Raw genomic sequence first — 13,400 nt, forward strand, 5'->3', positions numbered from 1 at the left:
GCCCCGGACGCTAGGCGAGGCCGATCTCGGACTCCTCGACACCAGCTGTACGGCGCCCGGCACAGCACCCGGTGCCGTTGAGCGGGCCGCGAGTGATCCGCGAGCCGTCCACCAGGAATCCACCAGGAATCCTCCGGCGGCATTCCAGGGACATTCCAGACGGGCGCGGGGATCCGTCGGGCCGTACGGGAGTTCAGAGGGCCTCGGCCGGTCCTCGAAGTCCGCCTGCCACGCTCGCACACATGAATATCTTGGTCACCGGCGCAGCCGGGTTCATCGGTTCGGCGTACGTCAGGATGCTGCTCGACGCCCCCTCCCCGCCGCACGTCACCGTGCTGGACAAGCTCACGTACGCGGGCTCGCTCGCCAACCTCGACCTGGGCCGTCCCGGCCTGAGGTTCGTCCAGGGCGACATCTGCGACACCGCCCTGGTGGACCGGCTGGTGGCCGAGGCCGACCAGGTGGTGCACTTCGCCGCCGAGTCGCACGTGGACCGGTCGATCACGGGCTCGGAGGATTTCGTACGGACCAACGTGCTGGGGACGCACGTACTCCTGGAGGCCGCGCTGCGGCACGGCGTCGGACCGTTCGTGCACGTGTCGACGGACGAGGTGTACGGCTCCATAGCCTCGGGCTCGTGGACCGAGGACCACCCGCTCGCCCCCAACTCCCCCTACTCCGCCGCCAAGGCCTCCTCCGACCTGCTCGCCCTGGCCTGTCACCGCACCCACGGCCTGGACGTACGCGTCACCCGGTGTTCGAACAACTACGGGCCGCGCCAGTTCCCGGAGAAGGTCATCCCGCTGTTCGTCACCAACCTCCTGGACGGCGAGCCGGTCCCGCTGTACGGCGAGGGCACGAACGTACGGGAATGGGTCCATGTCGAGGACCACTGCCGGGGAGTGGAGGCGGTACGCGCCCACGGCCGCGCCGGCGAGATCTACCACCTGGGGGGCGGCACCGAACTGACCAACCGCGAGCTGACCGAGCTGCTCCTGGAGGCCTGCGGGGCCGACTGGAGCAGTGTGCGCCGGGTTGCCGACCGCAAGGGTCACGACCTGCGCTACTCACTCGACGACGGCAAGGCCCGCCGGGAGCTCGGCTACCTTCCCCGGCACGACTTCGCCGCGGGTCTGGCGGCCACGGTCGCCTGGTACCGCGACAACCGAGCCTGGTGGGAACCCCTCAAAAGCGGAACGCGCCCGCTGTCGACCGGCTGACAGCGAGCGCGTCCCGTGTTCCGGGCCCCGGCGTTCTGCGGCTACGCCGGACGCCGGTGCTCGGCGGTCAGTCGCTCGAGTTCCGGGATGAGGTCGGTCGGCGCGGGCGTGGCACGGATCTCCGCGCTCAGCGCCGCCGCCTTCTCGGCGTACGCCGAATCCTCCAGCACCCGTGCGACGGCGTCCCGGATGTCCTCGGGAGCCGCGCCCGCCGGCAGGGACACGCCGGCGCCGGCCGCGTCGATCAGCTCCGCCCGGGGAACGCCGTCCCACACGTCGCTGGCCACGATTACCTGCGGTACGCCGTGCACCAGGGCGTTCTGCCAGGTGCCGTAGCCGCTGTGGTGAACGATGGCCGAGCAGGTCGGCAGCAGCTCGTTCAGCGGCACGAAGTCGACGGCCCGCACGTTGTCGGGCAGGGTGCCGGCGGCGGCCAGCTGCTCGGGCGACAGCGTCGCCACGACTTCGGCGTCCAGTTCCGCGAGCGCTTCGAGCAGGGTCGAGGCCGAGGCCTGGCCTCCCCCCTGCACATCGCGGAAGGAGAGCCCCAGGGTCAGGCAGACCCGCCGCCGCTTGGGCGGTTCGCGCAGCCAGTCGGGCACGACGGACGGTCCGTTGTGGGGGATGTGCCGGACCGGGACGTACGGGTGGTCCACCGCCAGGCGCATCGAGGAGGGTGTGGGGTCGATGGTCCACTGCCCGACCACCAGTTCCTCGGAGAACCCGCCCCCGTAGCGGGCGCTCGCCCGGGTGAGCCACTCCTCGAGCGGGTCCTCCCGCAGCCCGGGGTCGCGGCGGTCGACCTCGGCCAGATAGGTCTCCCGCATCCGGCCCACGAGGTCCAGGCCGTACAGCAGCCGGGCGTGTGCCGCGCCGCAGGCCTGGGCCGCCACAGCGGCGCCCATCATGGTCGTGTCCCAGATGACCAGGTCGGGCTGCCAGCGCCGACCCAGGTCCACCAGGTCGTCGATCGTCCGCTCGGCGGAGAAGTTCTGGAACACCGTCGAGGTCATCACCGTGAACACGCCGTGGGTGAAGTCGTAGGTGAGTTTCTCGGGGCGCAGTTCCTGGAACCGCATCAGGTCCTGCGGGTTGGGCGGGTCGGCGAGCCGCACGGCGGCTGCCTCGTACTGCTGGCGGGCGACCTCCATCCCCGCCTCCGCCGCCAGCGGCGGCCCCACCGGCACCGCGGTGAGGCCGGTCGCGGTGATGTCGTCCATGAGATCCGGTTGGCTGGCGACGTAGACCTCGTGCCCAGCGGCACGCAGGGCCCACGCCAACGGGGCCTGAACGAAGAAGTGTGTCTTGACTGCCAGTGTCACGAAGAGTACGCGCATGGCCCAAACGCTAGAGGCGCGACCTCAATGCCTTCTCGACGATCGTTGGTCGGCTCCGGCACGGGTGTCGAGGGGCCCACGACGCCTCCCTCCGATGCTTCTGGTCGATCGACCAGAGTTGCCCGGCCTTCCTGGTCAGCGGCCGGGCACACGTGCTGGTCTGGTTCCCCCGATCGATCGATACGGGCGTGGGGACCCGCTTCGACTGCGAGCCGGCCGTCCGTCCTGTCCCCACCGGCACACAATCTCGGCAGGACCGACAGGAGACGACAATGCGCGTCCTTATGATCAGCACCCCCGTTCCGACCCATTTCACCCCGTTGGTCCCGCTCGCATGGGGGCTGCGCGCAGCAGGGCACGAGGTGCTGGTCGTCGGCCGCGAGGAGGTGGTCGGCGCGGCCGCGTCAGCGGGCCTGAACGCCGTGGGCATCGGCGACCGGCTCGGACTGGACGACATGATCGTCCAGTACCTCGGCGACAAGCGGCCTCTGCAGGCCCTGGGCAGGCCGACCATGGAGCAGCTCTCCATGGTCGGCGCCCCGTGGATACCCCAGACGCTGGAGGTGCTGCCCGCGTACCTGGACCTGGCCCGCGACTTCGGCCCCGACCTGGTCGTCGCCGACCCGATCGAGTTCATCTCGCTGTTCGTGGGGGACGAGCTCGGCGTTCCCGTGGTGCACCAGCGCTGGGGCGTCGACCCCGTCTCGGACCAGGTCCGCGGCGCGGGCGAGACCTGGTTCAAGGACATCCTCGCGGAGCGGGGCCTGACCGGCCTCCCGCGCCCGGCCGTGGTGCTCGACCCCTGCCCGCCCAGCCTCCAGCTGGCCGGCACGACTCCCGGCACCCCCATGCGCTTCGTGCCCTTCAACGGCAACGGCCGGCTGCCCGAGTGGCTCCGGCGCGACGCTCGGGAGCGAGGAACGGCCAAGCGTGTCGCCGTCTCTCTGGGCAGACACACCCTCGCGTACAACGGCGTCCCCCTCATGCGAAACGTCCTGGACGCGCTTGGAGGGCTGTCGGACACCGAGGTGCTCGCCACCGTGGACGAGGAGTACCGCGAGGCGCTCGGCGAGGTCCCCGGCAACGTACGCGTCATTGACCCCGTCCCGCTGCACCTGCTGCTCGGCTCCTGCCGTGCCGTCGTCCACCACGGCGGCTCGGGCACCGCGATGACCGCGAGCGCCTTCGGTCTGCCGCAGCTCGTCCTGCCCCAGTTGGCGGACCAGTTCTGGCACGGCGACGCGCTGGCCCGGGTGGGCGCGGGCATCACCATCGAGGACGTCGCGCGGCAGGACGAGCCGGAGCCGGTACGCGAGGCCGTGGCCGCTCTGCTCGGCGAGTCGTCCTATGAGAAGGCGGCGGCGGAGCTGCGCGAGGAGATCGCCCGGATGCCCGCGCCGTCCCAGGTCGTCGCCGACCTGGAGGAGCTGGTCGCAGCCGGCTGAGAACGTGGTGACCGACAGCGGGTGATCTCCCCGAGCCGGCACCCGGCTCATGGCGCGGAGTCACCGCCTCGGACGGGTCTCGGGGCGCCGAGTCCGGCCCCGGACCCGGCTCGGCGCGGGTAGCCAGAGCCTCGGCCGGGGACGGACCGCGGTCCCGGTGCCGAGACGCCGGCCCTGGGCTCACGGGTCTTCCGCGGCCGACGAGTCCAGGGTTTCCAGGGCGGATTCGAGCAGATCCTTCCGCTTCTTCTCCGGGTCGCCCTCGATCGCCGGCAGGAGGAGGCGCCGAAGTGCAGCATCGCGAGGACTCCATGATCATGTGGGCCGGTGCCCGTTCTGCCATCTCCCCACGCCTTCGGCGCCTGTCGCCGGTCGGTCTGAGCCGCGTCGACGGGTTCGGCACGGCTCGCCGGCACAACTGGGCCCGGCTGCGGGAGGGCCTGGACGGATTGCCGCACCTGCTGCTCCCGGAGGCGACACCGGGCAGCGACCCGAGCCGGTTCGGCTTCGCCATCACGGTCGCGCCGAACGCGCCGTTCGCGCTCATCGACCACCTGGAGACCAGCAAGGTCGCCACCCGGCGCTTCTTCGCCGGCAACCTCACCCGCCACCCCGCCTACGAGGGACGCGAGTTCCGAGTCAGCGGCCCCCTCACCAACAGCGACATCACGACCGAGCGGACGTTCTGGATCGGGGTGTACCCGGGGCTCACCGACGAGATGATCGACCACAGCATCGACACGCTGATCGAGTATGTGACGCTGTCCCACTGAGCGGCCGGGCGCCGACCGGGCCCAGGGCCGTACGGGACGCACCAAACAGCGTCCCGTACGGCCCTGGGCCACGGCCCGGGCCTCGAGCCCACCGTCGCCCGATCGATCAGCCGCAGCGGTTGCCGCCGCTCGACCTCCGGCACAGCCACAGGACCTCCGTCCCGCCCCTGAGCTCATCCACGCTCAGGCCTCGCTCACAAGATCGAGGTCCGCATGACCCGCCTTCGCAGGAACCTCCGGAACAGGCCACCTGCGGTCGGGCACGTACCCCACACCCCGCCACCACGCCTCGACAGGCAGCACCCCGGCCGGCTCGAACGGCTGCCCAGGAACAGGAAGAGCAACCGCCTGCCCCACCCCATCGGCAGCAGCCTTCGTCCACTCACCGGGCTCCGTCCACGGATGGCCCGCCAGATTGAAGGTCCCCCAGTGGATCGGCAGCATCAGACCGCCGGCCACCCCGCCCTGGAGGTCGAGATGGGCACGCATGCCCTCCTCGGGGGTCATGTGGATGTCGGGCCAGAACTCGCTGTAGGCCCCGATCTGGATCATCGTCGCGTCGAACGGGCCGTGTTCGGCGCCGATGTCCCGGAAGCCCTCGAAGTACCCCGTGTCACCGCTGTGGTACACCCGGTGCTCCTCACCGGCGACGACCCAGGAGGCCCACAGGGTGTGCTGGGTGTTGCGCAGACCGCGACCGCAGAAGTGCCGGGCCGGGGTGGCGGTCAGGGTCAGGCCGCCCACCTTCGTCGCCTCGTGCCAGTCCAGCTCGCGCAGCCGGTCCGCCGAGACGCCCCAGTGCTCCAGGTGGGCGCCGACCCCGAGCGGCAGCGCGAACAGGGTGTCCGTGCCGGCCAGCGCCTTGATCGTGGGCATGTCCAGGTGGTCGTAGTGGTCGTGCGAGATGACGACGACGTCGACCGGCCCGAGCGCGGCCAGCGGCAGGGGCACCGGATGCAGCCGCTTGGGCCCGGCGAAGGCGAACGGCGAGCAGCGCTCACCCCAGACGGGGTCGAAGAGCACGCGCTGTCCGTCGATCTCGGTGAGCACGCTGGAGTGGCCCATCCAGGTCAGCCGGAGACCGCTGACCGGGGGTTTGGCGAGGTCGGCGACCGTCGTGGCGTGCACCGGCACGGTTCCCGCGGGGGCGCGGCGGACCCGGTCCTCCTTGCGCAGGGAGGACTTGGCGAATTCGAGCATCGCGCCGTCCGGCCGTGGCGTACCCGGCGGATTCTGGAAGACACCGTTCGCGAAGTGCGGCGATCTGTGGATCCGCGCCAGGCGCTCCCCCCTCGGGTCCGCACCGAAGGCGGCGGGCCGCAGCGCGCGCAGCCCCGGGCTCGGAGAGGGGAATCCGGTCACGGTACCTCCAGGTGGAGTCGGTCAGGCATTCCATTATCGTCGCCCCCTCCGACAGTCCGGCTTCACGCGCGTGCCGGGCGGGACTTTCCAAGGAAAGACCAATGTTCCGGACGGTACGCGGAGCGGTTCGGGCGGTGCCGGTGACCGATTAGTGTGACCGCGTGGCAAGGGTGCGGTTGGGCGTGGCGGAGCGGCGCGAGGAGTTGCTGCGGGCCGCCATCGAGCAGATCGGGATACGGGGTGTGGCGGCGGTCAGGATCGCCGACGTGGCCGCCGTCCTCGGGGTGAGCAACGCGCTGGTGCTGTACCACTTCTCGTCCAAGGAGAAGCTGGTCGCCGCCGCGTTCCGGTACGCCGCCGAGGCGGACCTCACCCACCTGGGCAAGCTCCTCGGGCGCCGTTCCCCGGCGCTGCGCCGACTGCGGTCCGCCGTGCGCTGGTACGCGCCGACCGGTCAGGCCAAGGGCTGGCGGCTGTGGATCGAGGGCTGGGCGGTGTCGCTGCGCGATCCGGTGCTGCGGGAGGTCGCCGGTGATCTGGACCGGCGCTGGAAGGCCGCGATCACCGAGGTCGTCGCGGAAGGGGTCGCCGCGGGTGAGTTCGAGTGCCCCGACCCGGCGGGCACAGCCCTGCGGCTCACCGCGCTGCTGGACGGGCTGGCCGTTCAGATGACGGCGTACGAGGGGGTGTCACGGGCGCGGGCCGAGCAGTGGGTGGACGCCGCGCTGGCTGGGGAACTGGGGTTGGCGCGGGGCGCGTTGACGTCCGGCGGGTGAAATGGTGTGGGCGTCTCTGGGGCTGCCGCCCCCAGCCCCCCGCTATCGGCCTGAACGGCCTCGTCCGCAAACGCCGGACGGGCTGAATACGCCCGCCCGGCGTCGGAGAGCAGAGGTATTCACGCCACCCGGTCGATGCGGCTCTTGATGTCGTCCGGCGACAGCTGGCCCTTCGCCGTCACGTCGTCGCCCGACGACTCTCCCCGCAGGCGGCGCCCGATCCACGGGACGAGGTAGTCGCGTGCCCAGTGGACGTCGTCGCGGCGGATCTCCAGCGTGCCTCGGGGAGGCAGGGCCGGCCAGGGCTGGTCCGGGTCGGCCGGGATGTCCAGGCCGAGGACCTGGCCCGCGCGCAGCGCCACGCGCGTGTGGCCCTCCGCCGAGAGGTGCAGCCGGTCACCGTCCCAGGCCCTGCGGTCCTGGATGGTCTTCAGGGACCACAGGTCGAGCACGGGGCAGCCGTACCGGTCCGCGATGGCCCGCAGGTGCCCGTTGTACGTGGCGATCTTGCCGCGCATGTGCTTCAGCACCGGCACGTTGCGGGTGTCGAAGCCGGTCGTCACCATGACCGTGCCGACCACCGAGGTCAGACCGATCACCGCCCGCTCGAAGCGTTCGGCGACCTCGTCCGGGTCGCTGCCGGGCCGGATGATGTCATTGCCGCCCGCACAGAAGGAGACCAGGTCGGGCGCCAGTTCCCGGGCGACGGGAAGCTGCTCGGCCACGATCTGGTCGAGGAGCCTGCCGCGTACCGCGAGGTTCGTGTAGTCGAAGTCGCCCTCGGGGCGCCGGTCCGCGAGGAGTACCGCGAACCGGTCGGCCCAGCCGACGAACGACCCGTCGGGGCCGGGGTCGCCGACGCCTTCGGTGAAGCTGTCCCCCACCGCCACGTACGACCCGATCACTCTGCTGTCATTCTTCGAATCGTCTGCCACATCGGCCCATGATTCACCTTCCGATGTGAGCTACGCGACCGTAGGAAGGGGTTGACGGCCGGTGAGATAGGCCACTCGTCAAGTGTTGGCCAATCCGGAATAACGGGCCGCCCCGAGCCGGGACGGGCCGAAGGCCGGTCCCCTGGAGCGGGGACCGGCCTTCGGCCCGTGGTCTCGCGGAACGTACGCGCGTCAGCCGACGGCGACGCCCTTCGAGCGGAGGTACGCGATCGGGTCGACGTCCGAGCCGTAGTCCGGGGTGGTGCGGATCTCGAAGTGCAGGTGCGGTCCGGTCACGTTGCCGGTGGCACCGGAGAGGCCTATCTGCTGACCCGCCGTCACCGTCTGCCCGGCCGAGACGGAGAGCTGGGAGAGGTGCGCGTACTGGGCGTAGTAGCCGTCGGCGAGCTGGATGACGACCTGGTTGCCGTACGCACCGCCCCAGCCGGCGGTGACGACGGTACCGGCGGCGATGGCCTTGAGGGGCGTACCGGTCGGGACGACGAAGTCGACGCCCGTGTGGTAGCCGCTGGCCCACATGCTGCCCGCCACGTGGTAGCCGGTGCCTATGACGGCGCCTTCCACGGGGAGGTTGTAGCCGCTGGAGGTGCCGGTGTCGGCGGCCTTGGCCGTCGCGGAGGTCCCGGCCGTCGCGCTTCCGTCGGCAGCCGCGGAATCCGAGGAAGAGGCGCTCGAAGAGGAAGAGGAGGAAGAAGAAGAGGAGGAGGAAGATGAGGAGGATGACGAGGACGGTGAAGAGGCCGACTCGGCCCTCTTGCCGATCGTCAGCTTGAGGCCGGGGTGGATCAGGCTCGGATCGGTACCCACAGCGGTGCGGTTGTCCTCGTAGAGCTTCTGCCAGCCACCGCTGACCCTCTGCTCCTGGGCGATCTTCGAGAGGCAGTCGCCGGACCGGACCGAGTAGGTCCTGACGCCCGCCTTCCTGGCGGCCCAGTGCGCGGACGCGGAGGCCTTTTCGGACTTTGCCGTCTTCGCGTACACCGAATCGACCGCTGCGGTCCCGGCCGTTTCCGAAGGCGACGACACGGAACGGGCCGCGGAGTCCGGCGTGGTCGCGTGGGCGCCGGTGGCTCCCAGCAACGGCAGGGCGAGAGCCGCTCCGCCGGTTCCGGCGACGGCTATCGAACGGGTGAATCGCGGAGGCTTGGGACGGCGGTGCTTACCCTTCGCGGGCATGGCGAATTCCTTCTCCGGGCGCCTGCGAGGTGAGCTGTCGGGTGCGGACTGGAGATGTCCGGCCACGCCTGAACGTGACTTGACCCCAAGCCTGTTCCGGAGACCGGAACAGGCGTACTGCCTGTGGGTCCCCCGCTCCTGCCGTTGTCGGGTGTTCGAGGCGGGTTCCGGGCGGCGGCAGGATTGGGCGTCCGTCCGGATGGGTGGCGAACGTAAGCGACCAGGACGCACGGAAACAAGCCTCCGGTTCCCGGTGTACGGATTTCCTGTGATCCTCTCCGAAATTCCCGGTCACTGTCCGTGAATTCGGATCTTTGAACCCCGGAAACTCCCTTAAAACACACTGGAATTACGTGAACATGACGGCGACTCAGGGTCACGAATATGACGCTGCTCACGCACCCGATTCACAGCAACCCCTATTTCCCAGCGAGTTGGAACGAAGGGCCCATAACGGACAGAATTACCGGACGCGACGGAGACGGAAGACCGCCGCGTCGAGATCACCCTTCAGGCCGGTCCGCAGGCCGCGGTGCAGGAGCACGGCACCTCGATAGATTTCGCCCGTTTCGGGGCATTCATACGTCGCCGACGGGTCAAGTCCGCGCAACCGCAACGCGGGTACGGGCTCGCCGTAGTGCTGCGCCTGGAGCCAGGCGAGGACGACGGTCTCGTCCCCGAGCACGTACTGCACCGCGCTCAGTCCACCGGCCGGGCGCCGCAGCCGGTAGAGGTCGCCGCGCTGCACGACGGGGCGGATCTCCTTGTAGAGAGCCACCCATTCCCCGGCCTCGGCCAGCTCCTCCTCCGTCCACTTCGTGAGGTCGCCGCCGACGCCGAGCACCCCGGCCATCGAACTCACGAACCGGAACCGCAGCGAGCTGACCCGGCCGTTGAGCTGGGTGTTCGGGCTGTCGGTGACCCAGGCTGCCATGACCCGCGCCGGATGGATCTGGCTGAAGCCCTCCTGGATGGCGAGACGGTCCAGCGGGTCGGTGTTGTCGGAGGTCCACACCTGGTCCGTACGGGCGAGGACCCCGAGGTCGATCCGGCCACCGCCGCCCGAGCACGACTCGAAGGCGACTCCGGGGTGGGCCGCCCGCAGCCGGTCCAGCAGGTCGTACAGCCCGTGCACATGGTCGACCCACAGGCGCTGCGGGTAGTCCTCGCCGGGCCAGCCGGCGTCGGTGAAGCAGCGGTTGAAGTCCCACTTCACATAGTCGACCGGAGTGCTGGAGAGCAGCCCGTCGAGCTGCTCCCAGAGGTACTCGCGCACGTCCTCGCGCGCGAGGTTCAGCACGAGCTGGTTGCGGAGCTCGGTCCGCCTGCGTCCCGGCTGGAACTGCACCCAGTCGGGGTGCGCGCGGTACAGATCGCTGTCCGGGTTGACCATCTCCGGCTCGACCCAGATCCCGAACTGCATCCCCAGAGCGTGCACGTACTCGGCGAGCGGCTTCAGGCCCGCCGGGAACCGGTCCGGGTTGGGCGTCCAGTCGCCGAGACCGGCCCGGTCGCTGGTCCGGGCCCCGAACCAGCCGTCGTCCACGACGAACAGCTCGACGCCGATCGCGGCGGCCCGCCGGGCCAGCGTCCCCTGCTGTTCCTCGGAGATGTCGAACTCCGTGGCCTCCCAGGAGTTGTAGAGCACGGGCCGGTCCCGGTCCGCGTCCGGGACCACGAACGCGCGCTGGTACGCGTGCCACGCCCGGCTCGCCCCGCCGTGCCCCGAGTCGGTCCACAGCCCCGCGAAGACGGGCGTGGTGAAGGACTCGCCCGCCGCCAGGCGCAGCAGGCCCGAGTCGTCGTATCCGGCGCCCCCGGTGATCTGCACGCGCGCGTCGGGCAACTGGGCGACGGCGATCCGCCACGACCCGGACCAGCCGAGCGCGCACGCGTACACCTCACCGCGTTCCTCGGTCGCGTCGGTGTCGAGCGCCACCCAGGGCAGGTGCTGGTGCCCGGTGTGTCCGCGCCTGCTGCCGATGACCTTCTCACCGTAGGTGAGGTCCGTCCGCACGAGCCGGGACTCGGCGGCCCAGCGGCCGTGGAGCTGGGAGAGCCGCCAGTCGTCGCGCTCGGGGAGTGTCCAGGTGGCGGAGTCCGCGCGGAGCAGCTCCAGCGGGCCGGTGCCTTCTCCCCCGTCATGGGTGAGGGTCACCCAGCGCTCCACCACGTCGTGGCGCATCCGGTAGTGGAGCGTGATCACCAGCTCCGAGTCCCGGAACCGCAGCCGCAGTTCGTCACCCTCGCCGCCTTCGCCGCCGTCCTCGGTCTCGTACGCCTCGAAGCGCCACTCGGTGCCGCGGCGCTCGTCGGTCCGCACGGACAGCGCGGGCCGGACGAAACGTGGGCCGCCCTCGACCGGGTACTCCTCACGGCCGTCGAGCGGGGCCTCGAAGGGCCAGTAGCCCGGCAGCGGACGAACCGCGAGCGACTCGGCGTCGGCGAGGGCGATCCGCGGACCCCAGTGCAGGTGCAGCAGTTCGTCGTCCTCGGTGAGATGGACGGCGTAACTGCTGGTGGGCCCCGAGAGAAGCCAGGTACGACCGGTTCCGGCGATTTCCAGCATCATGCCCCCCACAGATCCGAACAGGTGCGCTCAAGCGTCAACATCATGGGTGCCAGGGCCCCGGACGGCAACGCCTGTGCAAAACTCATTGGCCTGCTCACCCATGTCGTATCGTCGAAGCGCGCCCGTCGACGAGCAGCGTCCACGGGGCGGTGTGGGAGGGAGCTCTCGTGACCCAGCAGGTCCCGTCGACCGAGCCCGAACTGGGCGGCGTACGAAACTTCCGTGACGTGGGCGGCCTCCCGACGGTGGACGGACGGCGGGTGGCGCACGGACGGCTGTTCCGAAGCGGTCATCTCGCGCACGCGACCGACGAGGACGCGGCGTTCCTCAACTCCCTCGGGCTGCACACGATCTTCGACTTCCGCAACGCGGCGGACATCCGCCTGGAGGGGCCGGACGTCGAACTGCCCGGCGTGCGCAACGTGAACATCCCGCTGTCCGACCCGGCGCACGGCGCGGAGTTCTGGAAGATGGTCCGGGACGGCGATCTCGACGAGCTGCGCGGTGTGCTGGGCGACGGGAAGGGCGAGCAGCGGATGATCGACTCCTACCGGGAGATCGTCAGGGACCGCACGGCCGAGCACTCCCGGATGCTGCACGCGCTGGCCGAGGACAGTGTCCCGGCCCTGATGCACTGTGCGGCCGGCAAGGACCGCGCGGGCCTGTCCATCGCGGTGACGCTGCTCGCCGTCGGGGTGGAGCGCGGGGCCATCGTGGCCGACTACATGGAGTCGAACGCGCGGCACCGCCGCTACAAGGTGCACCGCAACGGCTCCGGGGCCGAGGTCTACAGCCCCGAGGTCCTGGAGCTGCTCAACCCGCTCTTCGGCACCCGGCCCGAGTATCTGACGGCGGCGATCGAGACGGTCGAGGAGACCTGGGGCAGCGTCGACGGCTATCTGGAGCGGGGCCTGGGCATCACGCCGGAGGTGCGGGAGCGGTTGCGCGAGCGGTTCCTCGACTGACCTGGGCCGCCTGCGTCGGCTACCGCTTCGCGCCCACCTCGAACAGCAGATAGATGAAGCCGGCGAAGAGGTGTCCGACCGCGATGTAGATGATCAGCCGGACCCACAGGGCCCGGGGGAACTTCTCCTCCATGTCGGTCATGGCGTCACTCCAGGGGTCGGGCCGATGCAGAGGCCGGCGGTGGGGCTCTGCAGCAGGGTGTGGACGAAGAGCAGGTCGGTGCCGTCGCGGCCGTCGGCGGCGAGGCGGTGCGGGGTCAGCGAGTCGAAGTGCGCGCTGTCGCCGGGTGCGAGGAGGTGTGCGGTGTCCCCGAGGCGCAGTCGCAGCCGCCCCTTGAGGACGTACAGCCACTCCTCGCCGGGGTGCACGCGCACGATGTCGCCCTGCGCGCCGTGCGGCACATGGACGCGCAGGGCCTGCATTCCGCGTCCGGACGCACCGGCCTGCCAGTAGGACCAGCCGCCCGCGGCCGTCGGTTCCATGTCGGCGGCGCGTACGATGGCGTCCCGGTCGGCGACGGTCTCACCGAGCAGTTCGGAGACCGTCGTACCGTAGATACGGGCCAGCCCGAGCAGCATCGGCAGCGAAGGCTGGCGCTGCCCGGTCTCCAGGCGGGAGAGATGGGCGGCCGACAGTCCGGCGGACCGCGCCGCCGCCTCCAGGGTGAGGGAGGCCCGGCGGCGCAGCGCCCGGAGCTGCGGTGCGACGACGGGCAGGTCCTCGACCGGCCCGGACTCTTCGGGAAGGCTCATGTCTCCATTCAGCCGCAGCCTTGCCTCCAAGGCAAATAACTTGCCTCAGAGGCAAAACCCGGGAT

General features: G+C 70.6%; 11 protein-coding genes, 1 pseudogene and 1 riboswitch. Of the genes and pseudogenes, 5 read left to right on the top strand and 7 right to left on the bottom strand.

Translation table 11 applies throughout. The features are described from left to right. Nucleotides 1-242: 242 nt before the first annotated feature. A complete protein-coding gene (gene rfbB, locus AOK08_RS24465) occupies nt 243-1,220 on the top strand; it encodes a dTDP-glucose 4,6-dehydratase (protein ID WP_055529845.1) in 978 nt (325 codons plus the stop codon). Between the two features lie 41 nt (nt 1,221-1,261). Here the strand turns inward: rfbB and AOK08_RS24470 are convergent, their stop codons facing one another. Next, nucleotides 1,262-2,557 (bottom strand): activator-dependent family glycosyltransferase, encoded by a 1,296-nt coding sequence (locus AOK08_RS24470; RefSeq protein ID WP_055529847.1) that lies wholly within the window; start codon nt 2,555-2,557, stop codon nt 1,262-1,264. Between the two features lie 272 nt (nt 2,558-2,829). Between AOK08_RS24470 and AOK08_RS24475 the strand changes: the two genes are divergently transcribed. Next, nucleotides 2,830-4,002 (top strand): nucleotide disphospho-sugar-binding domain-containing protein, encoded by a 1,173-nt coding sequence (locus tag AOK08_RS24475; RefSeq protein ID WP_055529849.1) that lies wholly within the window; start codon nt 2,830-2,832, stop codon nt 4,000-4,002. A gap of 377 nt (nt 4,003-4,379) precedes the next feature. Continuing rightward, nucleotides 4,380-4,775: pseudogene (locus tag AOK08_RS24480) on the top strand (DegT/DnrJ/EryC1/StrS family aminotransferase); the annotation flags it as partial. Between the two features lie 183 nt (nt 4,776-4,958). On the opposite strand, the gene AOK08_RS24485 reads toward AOK08_RS24480, so the two are convergent. Further along, complete coding sequence (locus AOK08_RS24485) at nt 4,959-6,137, bottom strand: MBL fold metallo-hydrolase (protein ID WP_055529853.1); 1,179 nt, start codon at nt 6,135-6,137, stop codon at nt 4,959-4,961. A 161-nt stretch (nt 6,138-6,298) separates the two neighbouring features. Here AOK08_RS24485 and AOK08_RS24490 point away from each other — a divergent pair, with 161 nt between their 5' ends. Beyond that, complete coding sequence (locus tag AOK08_RS24490) at nt 6,299-6,913, top strand: TetR/AcrR family transcriptional regulator (protein WP_055529855.1); 615 nt, start codon at nt 6,299-6,301, stop codon at nt 6,911-6,913. A gap of 119 nt (nt 6,914-7,032) precedes the next feature. On the opposite strand, the gene AOK08_RS24495 is transcribed toward AOK08_RS24490, so the two are convergent. From AOK08_RS24495 to AOK08_RS24505, 3 genes are all read right to left on the bottom strand, one after another. Further along, nucleotides 7,033-7,818: an SGNH/GDSL hydrolase family protein gene (locus AOK08_RS24495; protein ID WP_055529857.1), complete on the bottom strand. Its 786-nt coding sequence runs from the start codon at nt 7,816-7,818 to the stop codon at nt 7,033-7,035. A gap of 222 nt (nt 7,819-8,040) precedes the next feature. Continuing rightward, entirely contained in the window at nt 8,041-9,045 is a 1,005-nt protein-coding gene (locus AOK08_RS24500; RefSeq protein WP_055529859.1) for a M23 family metallopeptidase, read from the bottom strand. Between the two features lie 4 nt (nt 9,046-9,049). Then, a riboswitch (cyclic di-AMP (ydaO/yuaA leader) is annotated at nt 9,050-9,218 on the bottom strand. Between the two features lie 290 nt (nt 9,219-9,508). Continuing rightward, nucleotides 9,509-11,614, bottom strand: a complete 2,106-nt coding sequence (locus AOK08_RS24505; RefSeq protein ID WP_055529904.1) for an alpha-galactosidase — start codon at nt 11,612-11,614, stop codon at nt 9,509-9,511. A gap of 170 nt (nt 11,615-11,784) precedes the next feature. Here AOK08_RS24505 and AOK08_RS24510 point away from each other — a divergent pair, with 170 nt between their 5' ends. Then, nucleotides 11,785-12,582: a tyrosine-protein phosphatase gene (locus AOK08_RS24510; protein WP_055529861.1), complete on the top strand. Its 798-nt coding sequence runs from the start codon at nt 11,785-11,787 to the stop codon at nt 12,580-12,582. Nucleotides 12,583-12,601: 19 nt separating this feature from the next. On the opposite strand, the gene AOK08_RS24515 is transcribed toward AOK08_RS24510, so the two are convergent. Continuing rightward, a complete protein-coding gene (locus AOK08_RS24515) occupies nt 12,602-12,724 on the bottom strand; it encodes a DUF6126 family protein (RefSeq protein WP_055529863.1) in 123 nt (40 codons plus the stop codon). Beyond that, the gene (locus AOK08_RS24520) at nt 12,721-13,335 is read right to left on the bottom strand and encodes a helix-turn-helix domain-containing protein (RefSeq protein WP_055529865.1); all 615 of its coding nucleotides are present in this window, start codon (nt 13,333-13,335) and stop codon (nt 12,721-12,723) included. The genes AOK08_RS24515 and AOK08_RS24520 overlap by 4 nt, the downstream gene beginning before the upstream one ends. Between the last annotated feature and the right edge of the window lie 65 nt (nt 13,336-13,400).

The sequence above is a fragment of the Streptomyces graminilatus genome, assembly GCF_001418565.1.
Taxonomy (GTDB): domain Bacteria; phylum Actinomycetota; class Actinomycetes; order Streptomycetales; family Streptomycetaceae; genus Streptomyces; species Streptomyces graminilatus.

Excerpts from the sequence above, each read along its gene's own strand:
- rfbB (WP_055529845.1), top strand. The coding sequence starts at position 243 with ATGAATATCTTGGTCACCGGCGCAGCCGGGTTCATCGGTTCGGCGTAC.
- AOK08_RS24470 (WP_055529847.1), bottom strand. The coding sequence starts at position 2,557 with ATGCGCGTACTCTTCGTGACACTGGCAGTCAAGACACACTTCTTCGTT.
- AOK08_RS24475 (WP_055529849.1), top strand. The coding sequence starts at position 2,830 with ATGCGCGTCCTTATGATCAGCACCCCCGTTCCGACCCATTTCACCCCG.
- AOK08_RS24500 (WP_055529859.1), bottom strand. The coding sequence starts at position 9,045 with ATGCCCGCGAAGGGTAAGCACCGCCGTCCCAAGCCTCCGCGATTCACC.
- AOK08_RS24505 (WP_055529904.1), bottom strand. The coding sequence starts at position 11,614 with ATGCTGGAAATCGCCGGAACCGGTCGTACCTGGCTTCTCTCGGGGCCC.
- AOK08_RS24515 (WP_055529863.1), bottom strand. The coding sequence starts at position 12,724 with ATGACCGACATGGAGGAGAAGTTCCCCCGGGCCCTGTGGGTCCGGCTG.
- AOK08_RS24520 (WP_055529865.1), bottom strand. The coding sequence starts at position 13,335 with ATGAGCCTTCCCGAAGAGTCCGGGCCGGTCGAGGACCTGCCCGTCGTC.